This is a genomic window from Alteromonas sp. KUL49, from assembly GCF_006538345.1.
Lineage (GTDB): Bacteria > Pseudomonadota > Gammaproteobacteria > Enterobacterales > Alteromonadaceae > Alteromonas.
In genome coordinates, this window is sequence record NZ_BJKL01000007.1 from 136,826 (window position 1) to 159,496 (window position 22,671).

Annotated in this window: 19 protein-coding genes and 1 pseudogene; 7 read left to right on the plus strand and 13 right to left on the minus strand. The window is 45.3% G+C overall.

All coding sequences use genetic code 11. From position 1 onward, the window contains the following. Positions 1 to 61 precede the first annotated feature (61 nt). The 5 genes from EYS00_RS13580 to phoB all read right to left on the minus strand — a co-directional run bounded on the left by EYS00_RS13580 (position 62) and on the right by phoB (position 6,849). On the minus strand, positions 62 to 2,842 hold the full coding sequence (locus EYS00_RS13580; protein ID WP_130637502.1) for a hypothetical protein: 2,781 nt from the start codon (positions 2,840 to 2,842) through the stop codon (positions 62 to 64). Positions 2,843 to 2,944: 102 nt separating this feature from the next. Then, complete coding sequence (locus EYS00_RS13585) at positions 2,945 to 3,835, minus strand: 2OG-Fe(II) oxygenase (protein WP_130637504.1); 891 nt, start codon at positions 3,833 to 3,835, stop codon at positions 2,945 to 2,947. Then, on the minus strand, positions 3,816 to 4,784 hold the full coding sequence (locus EYS00_RS13590) for a PstS family phosphate ABC transporter substrate-binding protein (RefSeq protein ID WP_130637506.1): 969 nt from the start codon (positions 4,782 to 4,784) through the stop codon (positions 3,816 to 3,818). The genes EYS00_RS13585 and EYS00_RS13590 overlap by 20 nt, the downstream gene beginning before the upstream one ends. Further along, positions 4,785 to 6,086 carry a phosphate regulon sensor histidine kinase PhoR gene (gene phoR, locus EYS00_RS13595; protein ID WP_130637508.1) on the minus strand — a complete coding sequence of 434 codons (1,302 nt, stop codon included), beginning with the start codon at positions 6,084 to 6,086 and terminating at the stop codon, positions 4,785 to 4,787. A gap of 73 nt (positions 6,087 to 6,159) precedes the next feature. Then, a complete protein-coding gene (gene phoB / locus EYS00_RS13600; protein ID WP_130637510.1) occupies positions 6,160 to 6,849 on the minus strand; it encodes a phosphate regulon transcriptional regulator PhoB in 690 nt (229 codons plus the stop codon). A 201-nt stretch (positions 6,850 to 7,050) separates the two neighbouring features. Here phoB and EYS00_RS13605 point away from each other — a divergent pair, with 201 nt between their 5' ends. Continuing rightward, positions 7,051 to 8,778 carry a sensor histidine kinase gene (locus EYS00_RS13605; protein WP_130637512.1) on the plus strand — a complete coding sequence of 576 codons (1,728 nt, stop codon included), beginning with the start codon at positions 7,051 to 7,053 and terminating at the stop codon, positions 8,776 to 8,778. 94 nt (positions 8,779 to 8,872) lie between these two features. Beyond that, complete coding sequence (gene rdgC, locus EYS00_RS13610; RefSeq protein WP_130637514.1) at positions 8,873 to 9,784, plus strand: recombination-associated protein RdgC; 912 nt, start codon at positions 8,873 to 8,875, stop codon at positions 9,782 to 9,784. Here rdgC and EYS00_RS13615 read toward each other — a convergent pair. Further along, on the minus strand, positions 9,781 to 10,335 hold the full coding sequence (locus EYS00_RS13615; RefSeq protein ID WP_130637516.1) for a helix-turn-helix domain-containing protein: 555 nt from the start codon (positions 10,333 to 10,335) through the stop codon (positions 9,781 to 9,783). The two genes, rdgC and EYS00_RS13615, sit on opposite strands and share 4 nt — an antisense overlap. Before the next feature lie 350 nt (positions 10,336 to 10,685). On the opposite strand from EYS00_RS13615, the gene EYS00_RS13620 reads away from it, so the two are divergent. Continuing rightward, positions 10,686 to 11,864 carry a benzoate/H(+) symporter BenE family transporter gene (locus tag EYS00_RS13620; RefSeq protein ID WP_130637518.1) on the plus strand — a complete coding sequence of 393 codons (1,179 nt, stop codon included), beginning with the start codon at positions 10,686 to 10,688 and terminating at the stop codon, positions 11,862 to 11,864. An 8-nt stretch (positions 11,865 to 11,872) separates the two neighbouring features. Here the strand turns inward: EYS00_RS13620 and EYS00_RS13625 are convergent, their stop codons facing one another. From EYS00_RS13625 to folB, 6 genes are all read right to left on the minus strand, one after another. Further along, positions 11,873 to 12,709 (minus strand): HDOD domain-containing protein, encoded by an 837-nt coding sequence (locus tag EYS00_RS13625; protein ID WP_130637520.1) that lies wholly within the window; start codon positions 12,707 to 12,709, stop codon positions 11,873 to 11,875. Between the two features lie 402 nt (positions 12,710 to 13,111). Continuing rightward, complete coding sequence (gene katG / locus EYS00_RS13630) at positions 13,112 to 15,280, minus strand: catalase/peroxidase HPI (protein ID WP_130637523.1); 2,169 nt, start codon at positions 15,278 to 15,280, stop codon at positions 13,112 to 13,114. 326 nt (positions 15,281 to 15,606) lie between these two features. Further along, positions 15,607 to 15,975 carry a histidine triad nucleotide-binding protein gene (locus tag EYS00_RS13635; protein ID WP_130637525.1) on the minus strand — a complete coding sequence of 123 codons (369 nt, stop codon included), beginning with the start codon at positions 15,973 to 15,975 and terminating at the stop codon, positions 15,607 to 15,609. 31 nt (positions 15,976 to 16,006) lie between these two features. Next, complete coding sequence (locus EYS00_RS13640) at positions 16,007 to 16,807, minus strand: undecaprenyl-diphosphate phosphatase (protein ID WP_130637527.1); 801 nt, start codon at positions 16,805 to 16,807, stop codon at positions 16,007 to 16,009. An 8-nt stretch (positions 16,808 to 16,815) separates the two neighbouring features. Then, entirely contained in the window at positions 16,816 to 17,310 is a 495-nt protein-coding gene (gene folK, locus EYS00_RS13645; protein WP_130637529.1) for a 2-amino-4-hydroxy-6-hydroxymethyldihydropteridine diphosphokinase, read from the minus strand. After that, positions 17,310 to 17,663: a dihydroneopterin aldolase gene (gene folB, locus EYS00_RS13650; protein WP_130637531.1), complete on the minus strand. Its 354-nt coding sequence runs from the start codon at positions 17,661 to 17,663 to the stop codon at positions 17,310 to 17,312. The genes folK and folB overlap by 1 nt, the downstream gene beginning before the upstream one ends. 227 nt (positions 17,664 to 17,890) lie before the next feature. On the opposite strand from folB, the gene plsY reads away from it, so the two are divergent. Beyond that, a complete protein-coding gene (gene plsY, locus EYS00_RS13655) occupies positions 17,891 to 18,493 on the plus strand; it encodes a glycerol-3-phosphate 1-O-acyltransferase PlsY (protein ID WP_130637533.1) in 603 nt (200 codons plus the stop codon). Between the two features lie 16 nt (positions 18,494 to 18,509). Here the strand turns inward: plsY and tsaD are convergent, their stop codons facing one another. Further along, positions 18,510 to 19,523, minus strand: a complete 1,014-nt coding sequence (tsaD, locus tag EYS00_RS13660; protein ID WP_130637535.1) for a tRNA (adenosine(37)-N6)-threonylcarbamoyltransferase complex transferase subunit TsaD — start codon at positions 19,521 to 19,523, stop codon at positions 18,510 to 18,512. 313 nt (positions 19,524 to 19,836) lie between these two features. Here tsaD and rpsU point away from each other — a divergent pair, with 313 nt between their 5' ends. The 3 genes and pseudogenes from rpsU (at position 19,837) to dnaG (ending at position 22,474) form a co-directional block, all read left to right on the plus strand. Further along, positions 19,837 to 20,052, plus strand: a complete 216-nt coding sequence (gene rpsU, locus EYS00_RS13665; protein ID WP_012517258.1) for a 30S ribosomal protein S21 — start codon at positions 19,837 to 19,839, stop codon at positions 20,050 to 20,052. A 98-nt stretch (positions 20,053 to 20,150) separates the two neighbouring features. Next, a pseudogene (locus tag EYS00_RS13670) lies at positions 20,151 to 20,596 on the plus strand (GatB/YqeY domain-containing protein). 93 nt (positions 20,597 to 20,689) lie between these two features. After that, a complete protein-coding gene (dnaG, locus tag EYS00_RS13675; protein ID WP_130637537.1) occupies positions 20,690 to 22,474 on the plus strand; it encodes a DNA primase in 1,785 nt (594 codons plus the stop codon). Positions 22,475 to 22,671: the final 197 nt, after the last annotated feature.

Here is a 22,671-nt window from a genome sequence, read left to right on the forward strand (position 1 = left end):
GAAAGCAAGTACGCCACTCGCGCAACGTACTTGCTTAATCGCAGGTTAGAAGTGCGGGGTCTTACTCAAGACCAACTGTCCAGCCAGTAGTCCAGTCGTTGTCTGCATCTTTAACCGCACCTACAAAGTCAACTGACATAAAGAAGCTATCGATAGCTGATACGTCCGTAGGTGTTGTGTCATTAACTGTGTAGATACCGTTCAATACTGAAGCAGTATTGTCTAGCAAGCTGTTGCCAGTTTGCGCAGTGAACCAAGCTTCTTGGTTGAAATCACCTGAGTCTTTGATGTTCTCAGCACATGCTAGTACTGAAGATTCAAAAGTAAGCTGAGGGTCATTCGTACCGTCCATGTTAGCTAGAAGCGTTGTGTCACCGTCGCTCAGGTCAGCTTCGAAACACTCACCCATGCCTGCAGGGCCAGTCACTACGAAGTTGTATAGTTGAGCGTTAGTTTGGTCGCGAAGTAGAACACCTTCAGAGTCAGCGTCTGCAGTATCGAATGTGTTGCCGATAATGGTCATGTTAGCAACCATTGGGTTAGAGAAGTCAGTACCTTCACCACCGTCGCCGTCACCTTCAATCGCGCGGTTAGCATCCGAGTTGTCATCAGCGTGCTTAACAATAACGAACTGAAGCTTGCCTTGGTAACCGTTGTCCCAGTCTACTGAATCATCTTGGATACCAGTTAGCGCAACATACTTAAGGTTAACTGCACCGCCGAAGAACTCTACGCCGTCATCTGCGTTTTTGTGTACTTGTAGGTATTCAACAATAGTACCTGAACCAACACCACCAAAAGTGATACCGTTAAGTTCGTTGTCAGGTGCGATTTCGAAACCACCGTGCATTACACGTACATAGCGAAGTGTACCTGAGCTTTCAGTGTTGTCTGTACCACCGAATACTGCACCTTCTTGTGCGCCTTCTACTTGAAGTGCACATGAAGAACCGTCAGTAGGGCACTTAGTAGATTCACCGTTACCTAGGATGATCATACCACCCCACTGGCCAGCTTCACCGGCTTCTAGACCGCCAACAACGTGATCTCTTGAAGTGAAAGTAATTGGGTCTGCAGCGTCGCCGTTTGCGTTGATTTCAGAACCGCGGCTAATAACTAAGTAGTCGTTACCAGAAGCACCGTAAACTGTTACACCTGGGTCTACAGTTAGAGTTGCACTGTTCTCGTTGTCACCACCTACAAATACTGCACCAGATAGTGCGTAGTAGTTGCCTTCAGTTAGGCGTAGGTCAGACGTGATAGTACCTGATACTTCACACGTAGTCGTAGAGCCGTCTACAGGTGTGATTGATGTAGTACCCGCTGGGCAACCAGAAGCGGTTTGAACAAGTTCGATTTCACCACCGCCGAAACCAAATGCCCAACCTTCACGCCAGTCAGTTGCACCAACAGCACCAACGAAAGTTGTTGTATCAAAGAACGCGTCCATAGTTGCAGCATCGCCACCAGCAGTGAGAAGCGTACTTTCAGAAGTTAGTGAACCGTCGATGTTCATACCAATGTTTGCACGATCTTCAAACGCGATAAGCTGGTTACCGTCTTGGCCAGTGAACCATGTTTCTAGGTCAACCGCACCGTCTGGTGTATTGAATGCTTCAGAACATGCGATAACAGAGTAAGTCATCGTTAGGTCACCGTCAGATAAGTTACCTTGAACTGTATCGTCAGTGTCCATCTCCAAACACTCGCCCATGCCTTCAGGGCCAGTAAGAAGGAAATTCATTAGGTGTGCACCAGTTTGGTCGCGAAGAAGAAGACCTTCAGAATCTGCATCTGCGGTATCGAAAGTATTACCGATAACCGTCATGTTTGAAATCATAGGTAGAGAGAAGTCAGTACCTTCACCGCCGTCACCATCACCCTCGATACCGCGGTTAGCGTCTGAGTTGTCAGTAGCGTGTTGAACGAATACATACTGAAGCTTACCGTTGTAGCCGTTGTCCCAGTCTACAGAGTCATCTTGGTTGCCAGTAAGCACTACGTGTTTTGCGTTAACTGAGCCACCGAAGAACTCAACACCGTCATCGGCATTGCCATGAACCTGAATGTAATCAACTTCAGTACCAGAACCAACACCACCAAAGGTGATACCGTTTAGTTCGTTATCAGGCGCGATTTCGAAACCTGCGTATTTAACAACGAAGTAGTTAAGCGTACCAGAATCATCAGCTGAGTTAGTACCGCCAAATACTGCACCTTCTTCTGCACCTTCAACTTGAAGTGCACAGTCAGAGCCGTCAGTTGGACATTTAGTTGATGGCGCGTTACCAAGAATAACCACACCACCCCATTGACCAGCACCAACTTCGTCACCAATAACGTCGTTGTATGAAGTCATGATAACTGGGCTATCAGAAGTACCCATTGCTTCGATTTGAGAGCCACGGCTAATAACTAGGTAATCAGCACCAGTACGACCGAATACGATAGTACCTTCTTCAATTTCAAGCACTGTGCTATCAGCGTTGTCGTTACCAACAAAAACTGGACCTTCAAGTGTCCAAACTGTGTCGTTGGTTAAAACGATTTTACCGCTGTCATCAGCGTCTGCGTCAGTTAGGCGACCAGTTAAAACGCGAACTTCCACGTCAGTACCAAAAGCTTCAGATACTTGCGTGCTCAAGAACGTGCTTGGCTCACCTGGGCGAGTGTCAACTGGATCAGTTGGCGTAGTTGGCGTATCGCCACCACCGTTGTTTGTGGTGTTATTAGTAACACTGTTGTCGATGTCGCCTTCACTGATGTTGATGTCGCCGCCACAACCGGCTAAAACAAGCGCAGCTGTGATTGCTGATGCCTGAAATAAGTGCTTAAGTTCCATTCGTTGCTCCAAGTGCAGATATAATTATGGATTTAGAAAACGCAGGAACTTTACCTAAGGTAAATGACACATTTGTTACATAACAGTTCTGTCACAAAAGTTTCATACTAGTTTTTTTAAAAAATGAGCTACTGGCTTGGTCGTTCGCTTACCTTTGTTACTTATTCTTTGATTTTGGTGGTGTTTTCTTGTTCTAAACCACTTTGTCAAGACCAATTTCTCACCCTTTTCGACAGGTAAGGCTTGATGGCGCAGCGCATAGTTGGGGGTACCATCGGTGTGTAAGTTATTCCAAAGTATAGCCTTTCCAGGTACTGGTTCGACCAATAGATCCGGCTCGAGAAAGTGAGTTGCGCCACCTTTTTCAGGACAAGTAATGTAAATCATGCAAGTCCAAGTACGTTGCCCTCCCTCTCTGCCTGAGCGTTTGAAGCTCTCTGTACCTGGGGCAAAAAAATCATGATGGGGTTTATAGTATTCACCAGCACTGTAATGCTGTGCTTGTATGGTTTCACCGCCGCCACGCTGAGGGGAAACTAGTCCCCAGATTCTATCTTCAATACTGTCGATGAAAGGATCTTTAGTTTGGTGTAAATAGCAGGTGCGAGAAGTGCGGTAATCTTGGTAGTCTTTTTCTTGTGGTACCATGATTTTCGAGGGTGTTAGCATACCGCTCGTCAAATCGACTATTTTCCTGCACTCACTCTGACTGAACACATTGTCAATGGAGTAGATGGGTAAATCACTGCAAATAGACTTACAGTTTGGGTTTTTCAGTACCGCAGGCGTTGCGTGCTGTAAATAGAATTTATCATCGTCAGGTAACTTGATATGTTCGGGGAAATTTTTACCCATTGCACTGATAATCTGTTGGGCGGTAAATCCTTCGTTGACTAGTGTTTCACACACTTTTTCCGGCGATGCCGTGGGCAACACGTTTTTTAACCACTGACGCCATTTTGGCGGTAAAGTACTAGGACGAACTGGTTTCATCAAGCAGACGCCTCTGCCTCAAAAGCACATCTTCGCGGATCGGAAAATAACCGTCTCGAACCACCTGTTGTTGTCCTTGCTTCGAAAGGATGAATCGAAGAAATTCCCTCTCGAGAATAGGTAGCGGTTCGCCTGGCTTTTTATTGATGACCAAATAGAGAAAACGAGCAAAAGGGTAAGATTCATTTCTTACTGTGTCTATGGTGAGAGGAACTAACGAATCTTCACTCTGCCCAAGAGGCAATGCTCTAACACCAGCTGTCTTGTATCCATAGGCAGCATAACCCATGGTGCCCTTACCGGACGCTACAGACAGCACAACAGAAGCGGAGCCCGGTTGTTCATTGACGGTTTGACGAAAATCACCGTCACACAGTGCCATTATTTTAAACAATCCATAGGTACCAGACACCGAGTTTCGACCATAAAGACGGATAGGTGCTTTGTAGGCTTCTCCTGTGATCCCAAGTTGCTCCCAATATTGGAGAGGGGTATTGTTGCCGCAAAACTGCGTCTGAGAAAAAATAGCATCCACCTGCTGCAGTGTTAACCCTTCCAACGGATTACGTCTTTCAACAAAAATGGCAATAGCGTCCATCGCGACTCTCAACACCGTAGGCGGATACCCGTGTTTGAGGACAAAATCTCTGACCTCACTGGGTTTGAGTTCTCGGCTCATTGGACCGATTGTGGCAGTTCCTTCAATAAGCGCTGGGGGTGCAGTTGAAGATCCTGAAGCTTGAATTTGAAAACTCACTTGAGGGTATAGCGTTTTGAACTCCTGAGACCAAAACGTCATGAGGTTGGCAAGCGTATCGGACCCTACCGATGTTATCTTCCCTGCTACGCCCGGTTGGCGCTCATAAGCAGGGACATCATTTGCGCAAACACCAGAACAGATAAGCATTGTACCCACTGCGATTAAGCAACGCTTAAACCATCTATTCATTTATAGTTGCTCCGCAATGAGTTCTCTATCAAGTACAAACGAGAAGCGACTACCTTCCCCTACTTTACTTTGAATATCCAGTCGAGAGTTGTGGTGACTCAACACGTGTTTAACAATGGATAGCCCCAACCCAGAACCACCGGTTTTTCTAGAGCGAGCTTTATCGACGCGATAAAACCTTTCTGTGAGGCGATTTAGGTGAGATGCCTCAATACCATCGCCATTATCAACAACAGCGAACGAAACACCATTGTCAGAATGTTCCCAATAAACACTTATCTCACCGCCTGGCGGTGTATAGTTCACGGCATTAAACACCAGATTAGAACAAGCACTGCGCAGCTCAGTTTCTACGCCAAACACTGTTAAATCAGGGTCGACATGGAAGGAGATCTTGTGTCCTTTGTCTTTATTGAGTGCATTGGCCTCTCGCTCAATTTGTGAAAGCACTGCGGGTATATTCACTACATTCTCATAAATGCGTTCAGAGCTTGCTTCGATACGTGACAACACCAGTAAATCCTCAATGAGATTTTGCATGCGCTGGGTTTGTGACGTCATTTCTTGAAGGGCCTTCGCAACAAAGGGGTCTTGTTCCTGATCTTCGGGAAAGAGCTCTAAGTAACCGTTAATAACCGTCAATGGTGTTCTAAGTTCATGAGAAACGTTAGCGACAAAGTCTTTACGCATCTCTTCTAACTGGGACACTCGAGTGATATCTCGAGCAATAAGCAGAAGGTGCTCTTCGCCATAGGGCATAATACGGTATTCAAAGGTTTTGTTGGGGTTTGTTGGCGACGGCACTTCAATAGGATATTTAAAATTACCTGTATGAAAATATTGAATAAAGTCAGGATGACGGAGCAGATTGTCAATGCGTCGACCAGCATCCTGAGGCCACTTCAACCCTAAATCCAAGCGTGCCAGTCGATTACACCAAATAATACACGCTTTGGCATCAACCACGACCGCAGCATCTGGCAGTGCTTCTGAACCCTCTCTGAAACGCTTTACAAGAGCTCCTAGCTCTTTACGTTTATTGCGGTTTCGACGTTGAAGGTAGTAAATCCCTTCATAAATGTGCTCCCACATGCCCTTCACTGTGGGGGGAGACATTTTACGGCTATGCCACAACCAACGGTTAAGCTTGTAGAGGTGCCAATAATTGAACACAAGCAGAATGGTAGCACCTATAGCCACGGCTACAAGCATGTCATCCAAGTACCATCCGATTAACGCAAACGCCACTAAGTAAAGCGCTAGCCTGAGCGTACTTCTCAACCAAGAGAAAGGATAATACATATTGGATTGAGCCCTAAAATTTTGAAAACCCGGTGGTGCGGGTCAAACCTTATTGTTCGAACCGCAATAGTTACTATAACTTAGTGGAGAATCGATATCCTGCACCACGCACGGTTTGGATCATAGCGTCGTGACCGTTGCGAGAAATAGCTTTTCTCAAACGACGAATATGTACGTCAACCGTACGATCCTCAACGTAAACATTTGTTCCCCAAACATTATCAAGCAATAACTCTCTGCTGTATACACGTTCTGGGTGTGTCATAAAAAAGTGCAGCAATTTAAACTCAGTAGGGCCCATATCTAACGGCACTTCATTTGCCATTACACGATGAGACACAGGCTCGAGCTTCAGTCCATTAAACTCGATAGGTTCTTCGCTGGACGTTGGCGTAACACGACGCATGACGGCTTTTATACGTGCAATAAGCTCCTTCGGCGAAAAAGGCTTAGTGACGTAATCGTCAGCACCGGCGTCTAAGCCGCGAATCTTATCTTCCTCTTCGCCACGGGCGGTTAGCATTATTACCGGAATATCACGAGTAAACTCGTGTTGCTTCAGGCTCTTTGCTAACTGAACACCACTACCACCAGGTAGCATCCAATCTAAAAGAATAAGATCGGGATACGGTTCAACCAGTTTTTCTTGTGCAATATCGTAATCTTCAGCTTCAATCACGCTAAAGCCAGATTGCTCAAGCACAAACTTTAACATCTCGCGGATCGGGGCTTCATCCTCAACCACCAGTATTGTACGGGACATCGATACTTTCCTAGTCATCACAAAACGCCGTTATTATTAATGGGGTCTATGACACTTTTATTAAAACGATGACATTAATGTGTCAAGTTTTAGACAAAGTTTTTTGCTTTAGTCTTTTGGCTAGTCCGCTTGTTTATTCAGGCGTTTACGCATATTCTTGGCTTAGGATTAACATGTAATCAACAAAGGGCGGGTTGATAAATGGCAGCCGTGAAGACAGGGTTATCACGAAAACTTCTCACAAGAGTACTTTCGGTTTACTTTATTCTCACGCTTATAGTGACGGCTGGTCAGATTTTCACAGAGTACCTAAGTACCAAAAACCACGTCGAAGACGAACTTCAAACTCTTAAGAATACCTTTTCCACCAGTTTAACAAGAGCGATATGGGAGCTTAACAATGAACAAGCCCGTTCTATCGCTGAAGGCTTACTCGAACTACCTATCGTAGAGGGAGTTCAGGTACGAGACGAGAATGGTGGATTTATTGCCGAATTTGGTATTGGCGCACCTCGCCCTAGATCTCCTATTGAAGAAGAAGTTATAGAAGACCACGTTGGTGGTGTATTTAGTTATAGCTTTCCCCTGTTTTTCAAATTCTTAGGCCGTGAATCCATGGTGGGTGACGTAACGCTTTACTCAAGCTTTGACACCATTATGAGCCGTATTGAAGTAGGCATCTTTTTTCTTATCGGCAATGCGATTCTGAAAACAACTTTCCTGGTGTTTTTGTTTATGACGGCATTCAGAACCATGTTGTCTGAACCCTTGTCTGAAATTACTCGCCAAATGGAGGACTTCGACCCTGAAAGACCCTCTGAAAGCAAAATTAAAGTTGTCCTGGGTGATGACAACGAACTTCAACAACTTAAGGATTCATACAACCAAGTTATTGATGACCTAGTCACATCAAACGAAAAACTCCAAGGTGCCCAAGACCAACTTACATTAGTCAACAAAAAGCTAGACGACCAAAACCTTATCCTTGAACAGGAAGTTGCCAAAAAGACCGCTTCGCTTTCGCAAATCATGCTCGATCTAGAACAGCAGAAAGATGAACTTATTGCGAACCAAAGAGAACTTCGTCAAGAAAACGAAAACAGACAGTATATTGAAGACGAGTTACGGAATCGAAACAACGAGCTGGCGAATTCCATGGAAAACCTTCAAATGGCGCAGGCCCAGTTAGTTGACTCAGAGCGCATGGCCTCTCTTGGAGGATTGGTTGCAGGTATCGCGCACGATGTAAATACACCACTTGGCGTGGGCGTAACGGCAGCTAGCTTCTTACATGAGCGAGTAATTACATTAAAGTCGAGCTTTGAAGACAAGACACTCACCACCAAGAATATGGCGATGTTTATTGAAGATGCAGACCAAACCGTAAGCTTGTTACTGAACAACTTACATCGGGCATCTGAGCTTATCGCCAGTTTCAAACAAGTCGCCGTGGACCAAACGAGTGAAGCAATCCGCGAATTTGAACTCAATCGTTATTTACACGAAATTATTCAGTCACTAAAACCCAGCTTCAAGCACAGTAACCACAAGATTAACGTGTCCTGTCCCGAAGATTTGGTTATTCGTTGTGCCCCTGGAGCCATTGCGCAAATCGTGACAAACATGGTGATGAATTCGCTTATCCATGGATTGAGTGAAAACCAAGTGGGGGAAATTACACTCACGGTAACCCACGACGATAACGACGTATTCATACACTATGATGACAACGGAAAGGGATTAGAACAAGAGCATTTAGACAAGTTGTTTGATGCCTTCTTCACTACGCGCCGTGGTGAAGGTGGTAGCGGCTTAGGTACTCACATTATGTATAACTTAGTCACCCAAGCACTATCTGGCCAAATTGAAGCAAGTAGTGAACTGGGTAAAGGCTTAGCGTACGACATACGTTTTCCCATACAGTGCTAATTTGAACACTGTCATATCACAATAAGGATTGCGTTAGCCTACCTATGATTGATAGGCTTACCGACCATTTTTACTTCCGAAAGACTCTTTATTCATGTGGTTTAAGAATATTAAAGCCTATCAGCTTACCCAGCCCCTTTCTCTCAACGACGAGGACCTTAATCGCGCACTCAACGAAAACGCATTTCGTCCGTGCGGCAGCCAAGATCTCGCTACAATGGGTTTTGCATCGCCATTCTCTCAAGCAGGAAGCAACAATGTTATGTTTCACCGCGTGCAAGATCGCTTTTGGATAACGGTAAAGAAGCAAGAAAAAATACTACCTGCCGCAGTGATTAATGCTGAGCTTGATGAAGCAGTGACAAAAATTGAGCTTGAAACTGGCGCTCCCGTGGGGAAAAAAGCAAAGAGTGATTTAAAACAAGAGATTCAAACTCGTCTGCTACCCCAAGCGTTTATCAAAAATACTTACACTCATGGCTATATATCATTGTCAGAGAATCTCGTTGTTGTGGATGCATCAGCAGACGGCAAAGCCGAAACCTATTTGTCATTGATACGCAAGGCTATCGGATCACTTCCCGTGGTTCCTCTTGCAAGACAGAGCCTTCAATCGCAATTGACTCATTGGTTAACTGATGCAACACCCAATGGTATTGTGCTGTTAGAAGAGGCTGAATTCAAAGCTTCTGATGATTCTGAAAGCGTTATTCGATGCAAGAATCAACCGTTGGATTCTGACGAAATCACTATTCACCTCGATGCAGGTAAATTAGTTCAGAAAGTGGCGTTTGAATATCAGGAAACGCTCACGGGTATGATTACTGAAGATGGCGCTATCAAACGCATCAAATTTGCTGATCGCATCAAAGAAGAAACCGACGATATTCCTAAAGACCAAGTTGCGGCTCGCCTAGACGCAGAGTTCGCACTGATGTCTGCAGAGATCGACCAGCTAATCGTGTTTTTGAAGAAAGCCCTCGAGTTAGAAACCACTGCGTTTTAATGTACAGGGTAGTGAATAACAACGATAAACGTTGTTTTTCCTACATTGTCTCGGTATCCGTGATCAAGGTCAGCATTCAAGATAGATTGTTGACCTTGACCGACTTCTATCCATTCTTCCCCTATCTTGAGTCCGAGTGCCCCCTCAGTGACGTGAATGTGTTCTGTGACGCCAGTCTGGTGTGCACTAGAAATTTGAATATGATTGTTCTTCAGAGTTATCTCAAATACCTCAAAGCCTTTTTGGGCGTCAAAAGGAAATAAGGTCTTAACCGACATATTAGGGTCGTCAACAAACTGCTCCACATCACTTCCAGTGACTTTCTTGCTGTTTTGAAGAAAGCTTGAAAAGGAACAGGATAGCCCAGAAGCGATCTTCCACAATACCGCAATAGTTGGGCTTGATTCCATTCGCTCAATTTGCCCCAACATGGCTTTAGAAACTCCCGTTAAAGCTGCGGCCTTATCAAGAGAAAGCCCTTTCTCAGCTCGTATTTCCTTAAGCCGCTGTGAAATCGAATTCGCTAATGCCTGATTAATAGGTGCTTTCATTAATTGGGTTCTCTTTTAACTCTTAACAAGTAAACGACTCTGCATTAAATATACTGGCCGATTAAGTACGTAATTTGTTCGGTATATCAGAGAGGGAGCGATGGACTTTTTATTGCCATCTGAGGCATGGATGCCGAAGCTGAGCCCCATGGATGGTAATGGCGTGCAATGAAAAGTCCATCGCTCCTTCTTCTAGGTTACTGACCCACATTTATCAATACCGAGTTAATGTTTTATAAAACAGGCGTGCGCTATAGCGCACAGCATTTATGTATGTTATAACGCACAATATAGCATTTTTTCATTTCAATGACTTTATTTGGACCCTTTCGTGAAGAGCGTTTTTTAAACTGAATCATTTTACCGCGGGTTTCAGTGCGGTGATTGTTGGGTACAGTAGTGCAGTTGTACTGATTATTGACCTAGCCAAACAATCTGGAGCATCACCCGACATGGTCACCAGTTGGTTACTTGCGCTAGGCATGGGGATGGGTCTTTCGGGAATTTTCTATTCTTGGATAACTAAAATGCCGGTAGTAACGGCATGGTCTACGCCCGGAGCGGCGTTCTTACTGGGTAGTGTAAGCGAATATAGCTTACCCGAGTGTATCGGTGCCTTTGTTTTGTGTGCATTACTATCATTAATCACAGCACAAAGTACCTACCTTCTCAATTTAATTAAAAAGATTCCAACGCCTTTATCAAACGGTCTGCTTGCTGGTATTTTGCTGCCGATTTGCTTCAATATTTTTACCCATGCTGGAACGTCTCCAGGGTTGGTGGCACTTTTCTTAACTGTTTACTTTATTGGAAAGCGCATGTTCCAACGCTACGTCATGTTGGCATTGTTAGTGCTATCTGTCGCAGTGAGCACGCTGCTAACCAATGGGCCAATCCCTACGCTAGCGCTTCCTACACCAGTATGGATAATGCCAGAATTTTCTCTTTCGGCATTCGTTGGTTTGGCCGTGCCTTTGTATCTTATTACTACCTTGTCACAAAATTTGCCGGGTATAGCGATACACCACGCCCACGGGTACTACCCAAATCACAAACCTATTCTTACTGGCGTTGCGGTTTTACAGGCCGCTCTTGCTCCTTTGGGTGGATTTACGTTTAACCTCGCGGCGATTACCGCAGCTCTTTGTATGAGCGAAGATGCGGACACGGAAAAAAGTGAGAGGTACAAAGCAGCTTTGGCGGCGGGAATTGGTTACTTACTATTGGGTTTACTAGCCTCCTCTGTTGTGGTGCTTTTTGTGAATATGCCGCAAGAGGTTATTCATCTTATGGCTGGCCTAGCACTACTTCCTACGCTAGAAAGCGCTCTATCAAAAGCCTTAACCCCTGAGAAGTTTAGAACACCAGCGTTAGCAACTATTCTGTGTTGTGCTTCGGGGTTTACCCTGTTTACACTCACATCACCAGTATGGGGATTATTGTTGGGGGTGATTTTGTTGTTTGTGCAGTATGAACAAAAGAAGAAAGGTGCTGACTGCAAAAGAGATACAGTCAGCAAAAAAGTGTGATGGTGTGATTAAGCAAAAATGGCTTTTGCTGCACTCGCAAATTCGGCGAAGTCGTCTGATTGCAACTCGGCGACATCATCAATAATCCCTCGTTGCATGGCCAAATTGAGTACCGCGTCTTTTTGGTTGTCCATAGCACCGGCTACCACAGCGCCTACGCGAACAAAATCAATGTAGCTCACCGCTTCAGGGATATAGCGCAGGTCTTTCCAATACTTAGCAACATTAACGAAGGAGTCACCGAAGCCCCACTCTTCCATGATTTTTGCGCCAATAGGACTAGAGAGTTTATCAATAGCCACTTCTAGAAACGTTGAGTTTGCGAAAACTTCTTGGTGGCGTTCTGCTTCTGTAAGGATTGGAAGTACACCAATTTTATGAATGAGTGCCGCCAAGGTCATTGAGTCTACGCTCATCTCACGTTTTTTAGTACGCTGCACATACAGCTGCATTGTTGCCATAGCGTTTGCCACGATTTCGATGGTTTTAGCCCACTCTTTCTCCAAATAAGCAGCAACTACATCGTTCTTAGAAACAAACAATTGTTCCATGGCCAATGCCGTAGAAATGTTTTTGATTTGACGAAGGCCGATTCTAGTTACCGCCTGGCCTATTGAGCTAACTTTGACTGCGCGCCCCATATACGCACTATTGGCAATTTTAATCATGCGTGCGCTAAGAGAAGGATCTTGTGCAATGACCTCTCCCATAGCGTTTAAGTTTATTTCTGGGTCATCTGCAGCTTTTCTTACTTTTAAAGCAATTGCAGGTAATGTAGGAAGTACTAATGTATCGTTATTAATTTTCTCTACAAGAATTGTTGAAAGTGCATTTTGCGTAGACATAATCCTACCTTAATTAAGTGATCCAATCGGCATTTGGCCAAATAGTGATAAATCCGGAAAACGATTACCACTATCACACTTTAGCGCTCTACTAGACTGTTCCTTCGGTACGCGAATTACCTTAGAGCACACATCTCTTCACTATACGCTTCTTAACTAAAAAACATAGCTTTATAAGTATAGAAGAGAATTAACCTATTTTTTACCTTTAATAACAAAGAATTGATATTGAACATAAGACTAAAGAAATCATTGATTTTCCGCAGTTTCAAAGCGTTTCATAGGTACTTCTGGAACGTTTTTTGAAAACCTTGTAACTAACGACTATTCCCCGTCGTACTTGAAGCAGAATAAAGAGCGTGCCGTAAGCACGCCCTCTCAATCGCCTATGGCGCTAATGAACTAAAACTGACGGTCCGCGTCCATAACTTGTACCCATGCAGCGACAAAGTCCTCGACAAACTTCACTTTGTTACCATCTTGAGCGTAGTGTTCAGCGTAGGCTCTCAGAACAGAGTTCGAGCCAAATACCAAGTCAACACGCGTTGCTGTCCAGGTAGTTTCTCCGCTTTCTCTGTTAACTATCGCGTAGCTGTTTTTCCCGGTCGGCTCCCAGCGGTAAGACATATCTGTAAGGTTTACGAAGAAGTCATTAGTTAAACTCCCAAGAGATTCAGTAAATACCCCCTCACTTCCATTGCCATAGTTAGTGCCGATCACACGTAAGCCGCCAATAAGTACTGTCATTTGCGGTGCTGTAAGCCCCATCAATTGAGCTCGATCTAACAGTGACTCCTCAGGTTTAACCACAAAATCTTGTTTGAGGTAATTTCTAAACCCATCGGCCACCGGTTCGAGAGGCGCGAAGGATTCGATATCGGTCATTTCTTTACTTGCGTCTCCACGACCGGGAGTAAAGGGCACGCTAACGTTTACACCAGCATGACTCGCAGCTTGTTCTACTCCCCAATTTCCCGCAATTACAATCGTATCTGCTAAGCTTGCCCCATTGGCCTGGGCTATTGGAGCGAGCACGGCAAGAACACTTGCCAAACGCTCAGGCTCATTAGCCTCCCAAGTGCTCTGGGGGGCTAAAGCGATGCGTGCTCCGTTAGTCCCACCTCTAAAGTCTGACCCTCGGAATGTTCTTGCGCTGTCCCAAGCAGTACACACAACATCGCTCACTGACAAACCGCTATCAGCAATCGCCTGCTTGATAGCATCTACGCTGTAGTCAGTGGCACCTTCGGGTATTGGGTCTTGCCACACGAGGTCCTCACTCGGTACGTCAGGGCCAATATAACGGGCTTTAGGCCCCATATCTCGGTGAGTAAGTTTAAACCATGCTCGAGCAAACACCTCTGAAAAATACGCATGGTCTTGATAAAAGCGCTCAGAAATCTTTCGATATTCAGGGTCCATTTTCATCGCCATGTCGGCATCAGTCATCATTGGATTTACGCGAATCGATGGATCTTCAACATCAACGGGCTTATCTTCTTCCTTGATGTTGACAGGTTCCCATTGAGGAGCACCAGCAGGAGACTTAGTTAATTGCCAGTCGTAGTTGAGTAATAGATGAAAGTAGCCATTGTCCCATTTAGTGGGGTTAGTGGTCCACGCACCTTCAAGTCCACTGGTCACTGCATCTCTTCCGACGCCTCGAGCCTTGTGGTTCATCCAGCCGAAGCCTTGCTCTTCGAGCTCTGCACCTTCTGGTTCTGGCCCCAATAAACCTGCATCTCCATTGCCATGGCATTTGCCTATGGTGTGTCCACCAGCTGCCAATGCTACTGTCTCCTCATCATTCATCGCCATGCGAGCAAAAGTTTCTCGCACCTGTGCTGCAGTTTTTAGTGGATCAGGTACACCATTAACGCCTTCAGGATTTACATAGATAAGTCCCATTTGTACTGCCGCTAATGGATTTTCCATAGTATCCGGCTTATCCACACTACCGTAACGTTCGTCACTTGGTGCCAACCACTCTTTTTCGGCACCCCAGTAAATGTCTTTTTCTGGGTGCCAAATATCCTCTCTTCCAAAAGCAAAACCGAAAGGTTTTAGCCCCACACTCTCATAGGCCATGTTTCCAGCAAGGATGTAGAGGTCGGCCCAACTCAGGGCATCGCCATATTTTTTCTTGATAGGCCACAAGAGTCGGCGAGCTTTGTCTAAATTGCCGTTATCCGGCCAAGAGTTGAGCGGGGCAAAGCGCTGGTTGCCAGTATTAGCACCGCCGCGACCATCTGACACTCGATAAGTACCAGCCGCATGCCAGGCCATTCTGACCATTAACCCTGCGTAGGTTCCCCAGTCCGCAGGCCACCACGGCTGTGAGTCCTTCATCAACGCTAACAGGTCTGCTTTCAGTCCCTCATAATCGATAGACTTGACCGCCTCCCTATAATCAAATGACTCGCCAAGAGGATTTGTTTTAGTGTCGTGCTGATGGAGAATATCTAGATTCAAATTCGCCGGCCACCACGCTTGGTTGCTTGCCTCATTTGATGTTAAACCACCGTGCACAAAAGGGCACTTGCCTTCACCACTGCTCTTATCACTGCTCATGCTTTCGCTCCGTACGGGTTTCAACGATGCATTTGAGTATAGACAGTGATTTAGTTTACGGAGGAGAAATAGTAGTGAATTAATGTTAATCAGTAATGCTGCTGCGATGAGAGAAGGTGATGAACTTTTTACAGCCGTCTGAGACATGGATGTCGAAGCCGAGCGCACAGGGACGTGTGCATAGCGTGCAGTAAAACGTTCATCACCTTCTCTAAACAGGAGCGAAACATTCAATGAATAGTTCAACTTGTTGAATCGAAAGTTTAGTGCGTAAGAAGAAAAAGCTGGAGGCAGTCGACAGACTGCCTCAGGAAAGCAGTATGGCTTTATTCAAGTTCTTTGAGCTTTTCAGTGTAAGGAGGCCACCCAAGCGGTTTTCCTGCTAATACATGTAGGTGAATATGATAAACCGTTTGCCCACCGAACTCGTTACAGTTCATCACAGTGCGAAAACCTTGCTCAGCTTCGCCCAACTCTGAAACCACCTTGGCCGCTACCCAAGATAAATGTCCAACCACTTCCCGATCTTCCTCACCAATATCATTGATAGTAGCAATGGGCTTTTTAGGAATAACTAAGAAATGTATCGGTGCTCGAGGACTAATGTCTTTGAACGCCAGCGCCAGTTCATCTTCGTATAAAATATCTGCAGGAATTTCTTTGTTGATGATCTTAGTAAAAATCGTCTCTGACATACGTACCTCTTCCGCAATATTTCAATGTCTGTTAAGCGAACACAAACCAAAGCAAAATAACGCCTAACGCAAGGCGGTATATCACAAATGGCAGCATACCAATTCTTGAAATCCAACTTAAAAACAAGAATATGCATAGGTACGCACTAACAAATGAGAAAAGTGCTCCATAGAGTAATGCGTACCAATCCACTGCTTCCTGTGCTGACAGCAAATCAAGTGTGGATAGTAGTCCAGCTCCCAGAATGACTGGAATCGACAGCAAGAAAGAAAAGCGAGCACAGCTCTCTCGGTCTAGCCCTAACATCAAACCTGCGGTCATAGTAATCCCCGAACGGGAAGTACCAGGGATAAGCGCTAACACTTGAGCAAAACCAATGATTACCGCTTGTTTAATACTTAAACTTTCCAGCGATTGGATTTGCTTCGCTTTTGCGTCTGCAAACCATAACAAGACGCCAAAAATGATTGTAGTAGCGGCAATGACCAGCGCAGTACGTGCGTTGAGTTCTATCCAGTCTTTCATTAAAAAGCCAATAATCACGGCCGGAATAGTAGCAATAATGACGTACCATGCTAGCTTACTATCGGTGCTTTGCTGTTTACTAAAACCGTGGGTTACCCAAGCAAACGACATCTGCCAGATTTCTTTACGAAAATAAATCATTACAGCGAGTAAGCTTCCTACATGCACAGCAACGTCAAAAGCGAGTCCCTGAGCTTCCCAACCGAATAGCTCTGCGGGCAGTAGCAAATGACCAGAGCTACTGATTGGCAAAAATTCTGTAACACCTTGAATAATTGCCAGAATTATAATTTCAAATAACGTCATTCCCTTGCTTAACTCCAGTTAAATTCTATTGGCTTGAGTATCTGTTTGGTTTTGTCGAATGCCTGCCAAAGCGCGCGATAGCTTTCGCCCAACACAGGGTGTTTGTCCTGAGGCACTAACTCTGCCAGTGGCTGCAGTACAAATGCGTTGTAAAGAATCTCTTCTCTTGGCAGAACTAATGGATCGGTTATTACCCTATCATCATAGGTGAGCAAATCTAAATCAAGAGTGCGAGAACAGAATTTTTTGTCGCTGTGAACCCGACCGTTATCTTTTTCGATCTGTTTGAGTGTGCGACAAACATCCTCAATTGATTGTGATGTGGTTGCTCTGGCCACCCAATTGTAGAAAGGCGAACCATTGAATCCCACTGCTTCGCTCTCATAAACTGAGGACACGGTAAGCTCGTCAAAACACGCAGCCAATGCTTGTCTCGATGCATTGGTATATTTGGTACGGTCTATATTACTGCCGATGCTAATAAGGATGACATGCTTAGGCATTAAACATTGTCTCTATGTAATTCAACAGCTACTGCCTGAGCATTGGGGAGGATACCGGGCTTGGTAATTTTTACACTAATATCTTTCACCGGAAATTGATGACAAACATCGTTCATTACTGCATTACCAAACGCTTCAAGCAGTTCAAAGGTACTTCGTTTTCCGGTATCAACAATACACTCGGCAACTTTTGCGTAATCGATAGTGTCTTCAACATCATCTGAGGTCATTGCGCGCGATAGGTCGGCCTTCATTGTTACGTCTAATAACAAAGTCGTTGGGCTAGTCCGTTCCCAGTCATAAACGCCGATTAAGGTGTCTACTTTAAGTCCTGATATGTATATTTTACCCATATTACCTTTCAATCGTTGTTAGAGCCTGTTTACTGGTCTTATGTCACACTTTTTACATGAAAATCATTGGTGAAAAGTGGCAACTGATACGCTGATAGCGTAGTTTATGTGGTTTGCGTTAACTTTCAACAGCGCGAGTCAACATAAAACCAAGGGTAGTTGCATTGTATTAGATAGAAATATCGCCTACTGCCCGCTAAGTGTAACGTTAACGCGAGCAGTATGACATGATTGCATTATTAATTTTGATGATTGGAGTAGCTTATCTTTGCGGCTCTTTGTCAAGCGCGATCATTGTCTGTCGATTATTTGGATTACCTGACCCGCGAAGTTCTGGCTCAAACAACCCCGGTGCAACAAACGTTTATCGCCTTGGAGGTCGCATTCCAGCGGCTCTAGTATTGGTTGCAGACATTCTTAAAGGTACCCTACCTGTCTACACCAGTTACTTTCTTGAGTTGAGTCCACCCATGCTGGGAATGGTTGCTATTGCAGCATGCCTGGGTCACATATTTCCGCTGTATTTCGGTTTCAAGGGCGGCAAAGCGGTAGCAACTGCTTTTGGCGCAATGCTCCCCATAGGTTTAGATCTGGCAGGTATGTTGATTGCGACTTGGATATTAGTCGTATTCATCACCGGATATTCATCATTGGGAGCAATACTAGCCGTGGGTTTAGCCCCCCTTTTTACTTGGTTTATCAAACCCGTATATACCCTCCCTGTCGCCATGCTTTCCCTACTGATCATCTTCCGTCATCGGGAAAATATTCAGCGCTTGCTTACGGGCAAAGAAGGAAAAGTATGGGCTAAGGGGAAAGTGAAAGAGTAACCTTATCACGCTTGGCCTAAAGCCCGGACAGGGAGTCTAATGGCCAACGAGGTTTAGCTTGCGCAGACAACTCAACTGTTTGTCCCGCCTTCAATCGCTGCATACCAGCGTAAGCGATCATAGCTCCGTTGTCGGTACAATAGGCCAAGCTCGGGTAAAAGACTTCGCCTTTAAGTTCTTTCATCAATGCCTGCATTTGCGACCTAAGCTGTGTATTGGCACTCACGCCACCAGCTATCACTAATCGTTTCATCCCCGTTTGTTTAAGTGCTCGTTTGCATTTGATAATTAACGTATCAACTACCGCCTCTTGAAACGCGTAGGCGATATTCGCTTTGGTCTGCTCGCTTCCATCGGCATCTCGAATAGTGTTAGCAGCGAAGGTTTTTAAACCACTGAAGCTAAAGTCTAACCCCGGTCGGTCCGTCATCGGTCGAGGGAACTTATAATGTCCTGGCTCACCTTTTTCAGCGAGCTTAGCTAACAATGGGCCACCGGGATAATCCAGTCCGAGTAACTTGGCCGTTTTATCAAAGGCCTCGCCTGCGGCGTCATCTATAGATTCTCCCAGAACTCCGTATTCGCCAATAGCATCTACTTTAACCAACATAGAGTGGCCACCGGAGACCAACAAGGCGACAAAAGGAAATTCAGGTGCAGTAGACTCTAACATTGGCGCCAACAAATGGCCTTCCATATGGTGCACGCCTACTGCAGGTACATTCCAAGCGTACGCAAGCGAGCGCCCAACAGAAGAACCGACGAGTAATGCGCCCACGAGTCCCGGCCCTTGAGTGAAGGCTACACCGTCAATTTGTTCAGCGGTAGTTTTTGCATCTACTAAGGCTTTCTCGATAAGAGGAATGATTTTTCGAACATGGTCTCTGGACGCTAGTTCAGGAACTACACCACCGTAATCAGCATGCAACTTCACTTGGCTGTACAATTCATGAGACAACAAACCTTGCTCGTCGTCATAGACTGCTATGCCCGTCTCGTCACAAGAAGTTTCGATACCTAAAATTCGCATGATGATTAACCTTGGTAATATGAAAACTACAGAAAGGTAATGCAGACAACACGCCGAAAAAGCGCTAAGGTAGCCAGTATTAATTTAACGTCATACTATTGAGTCGCATTACCAACGGGGCAGAGTTTACCCCGATATTTTCACCGTTGGAATTGAAATGCGGTTATTTTGTCTCGACTGACTATTTTTTAGCAATTACACCTTTACTTTCCTGGTAGGAATGATTAGAATTTCGCACCATTTTTAACCCGGGTGGCTTTTTAGCGCACAATTTTACCCGGATATTTAAGCAAAATTTTGAGGTGAGTATTTAATGCCTATCGTTAAAGTTAGAGAAAACGAGCCGTTTGATGTGGCGCTGCGTCGTTTTAAGCGTTCTTGTGAAAAAGCAGGTGTTCTATCTGAAGTTCGTCGTCGTGAATTCTTCGAGAAGCCGACGTGGGAACGCAAGCGCAAGAAAGCAGCCGCTAAGAAGCGTCATCTTAAGAAACTAGCTCGTGAAAACGCACGTCGCGTAAAACTCTACTAAAACAGGGTTAAGTTACGAGTCTGAAAGGTGTTGCAATTGCAGCACCTTTCGCGTTTGTGGGGTAGTATTTTTTACTTCATTGAATAAAAGGAAAGGTCATGTCACTTGTAGAGTCACTAAAAAGCGCACAAAAAGATGCTATGCGTGCTAAAGAAAAAACGAAACTTGGCACTATCAGAATGGCACTTGCAGCAATAAAACAAAAGAAATCGATGAGCAAATTACCCTCGACGACACTGCGGTATTAGCGGTACTAACGAAGATGGTTAAGCAGCGCCAAGACGCAGCTGCGCAGTATGATGCTGCCGATAGGGATGATCTGGCAAGCAAAGAGCGAGAAGAAATCGTAGTATTAGAAAACTTCTTACCACAGCCATTAACCGACGACGAATTGGCAGCTCTAATTGATGAAACCATGACTGCCACTGGTGCTTCTGGCATGCAAGATATGGGTAAAGTCATGGGCGCGCTAAAACCGAAAGTTCAAGGACGCACCGACATGGGTGCACTGAGTGCTAAGATCAAAGCGCGACTTACCGCTTAGTTTACTGACTTCCATCTGGGGGTTTTAGCCCCCATTCTCATCAAAGCAGTTCCCTGATACAGTGAACACTGATTTACTTATTCGTACCTATTAATGGCTGGAAAAATACCTCGCGACTTTATTGATGATCTGTTGGCAAGAACCGACGTGGTAGATATTGTCGACTCCCGTGTAAAGTTGAAAAAAGCAGGTAAAAACTACCAAGCCTGTTGTCCTTTCCACAACGAAAAAACACCGTCTTTTACGGTAAGCCAAGACAAACAATTTTATCATTGCTTTGGCTGTGGCGCGCACGGGAATGCAATCTCCTTTGTCATGGAATTCGACCGGCTTGAGTTTGTTGAAGCCATTGAAGAACTTGCTCGTTTACACGGGCTAGACGTTCCCCGGGAAAAAGGCTCTGCGCCGCAGATCAGCGAAGAAAAGAAGCAACAGCAGCTCAACGATTACGCACTGATGGACAAAGTTGCGCGTTTTTTTCAACAGCAATTACGCCAACACGCCCAAAGTGCTAAAGCCATTGACTACTTAAAACAACGTGGTTTGAGTGGTGAAGTCGTCAAGCAGTGGGAAATCGGCTACGCCCCAGACGGATGGGATACCTTGCTAATCACGTTTGGCACCTCCCCCGCCCTCGTTCAGCAGCTCATAGATTTAAAATTAGTGAACAAAAATGACAAGGGTCGTACTTATGATTTTTTCCGCGACCGGATCATGTTTCCAATACGCGACAAGCGTGGCCGAGTGGTAGGTTTTGGTGGCCGTGTATTAGACGACGGTGGCCCCAAGTATCTCAACTCACCAGAAACTCGAATTTTTCACAAAGGCAGTGAACTGTTTGGTTTTTATCAAGCCAAGCAAAATAACCGCAAGCTAGACAGTGTGATGATTGTAGAGGGATACATGGACGTCGTTGCTCTCAGTCAATTTGAAATCAATAATGCAACAGCGGCACTGGGGACGGCGACCACGCCAGAACATATTCAGATGTTGGTCAGAGCGACTCAGCATATAGTATGTTGCTACGACGGTGACCGTGCAGGACGTGAAGCAGCGTGGCGGGCGGTAGAGAATGCACTCCCCGCGCTTAAAGACGGTGTAAAGATGTCGTTTATGTTTTTACCCGACGGCGAAGACCCCGACACTATGGTTCGCAAAAGTGGCACTGAAGGCTTTCAGCAATTAGTGGAAAACGAAGCCCTTCCCCTGTCCCGCTTTTTCTTTGAACACTTGCTGAAGCAACATAACATCGGCTCGGCGGAAGGGAAAATGGCGCTAAAAAACGCCGCAAACCAGCTTATTGATACCGTTCTTGGCGATGGACAAAGGCAAATGCTGTTAGAAGAGCTTGCTAAGCACACTGGCGAATACGACCGGTTTAAGCTTCAGCAAGACATTTCCCTTGCTAACGAACAAAGTGCAAAGCCTAAGTACTCAGCCAGTAAGCATCAAGTCAGTAAGGCAAAACAATCGCCACTTAGAATGCTGATTAGGTTACTACTGGATACTCCCTCGTTAGCGGCGCAGTGCGATGACGTTCAGCCTAGTGTGTTTGGACGCGAGAGTATGGCTGGTATGGCAATACTGCACGACTTGCATGCCTATTGCGTCTCGACACCGAGTGCAAACACCGCACAAGTCATCGAACATTTTAGAAACCATCCCCATGCGCAAAGTTTGTCAAAGTTGCTGTTGCAAGAACATTTGGTAAACCACGAAGACGCACAGAACGTATATAGAGACAGTTTCGGAAAGTTATTAGACTGGCATTTCGACAGCAGAATAGACACCCTGATCTCTCGCTCTCGCATCGCTCCGCTATCAGATGCAGAAAAGCAAGAGCTCACACTGCTGATGAAGGAAAGGCAAAAAACCTGACCCAAAGGCACTTAGCACCTAATGTAAATATTGTCCAAAAAGTCTGATTACATTCTGGTCAAACAACCCCTATTTCTGCTATACTGGCCAATTCGCTGTGAGCGCAAAAAAGTAGTGTAAGACGCAAAAATCAGTAAATATATTTCGCCGACCAACAAACGGGCAGAACCAAACCCGGGCAGGTGTGCATCGTGAAA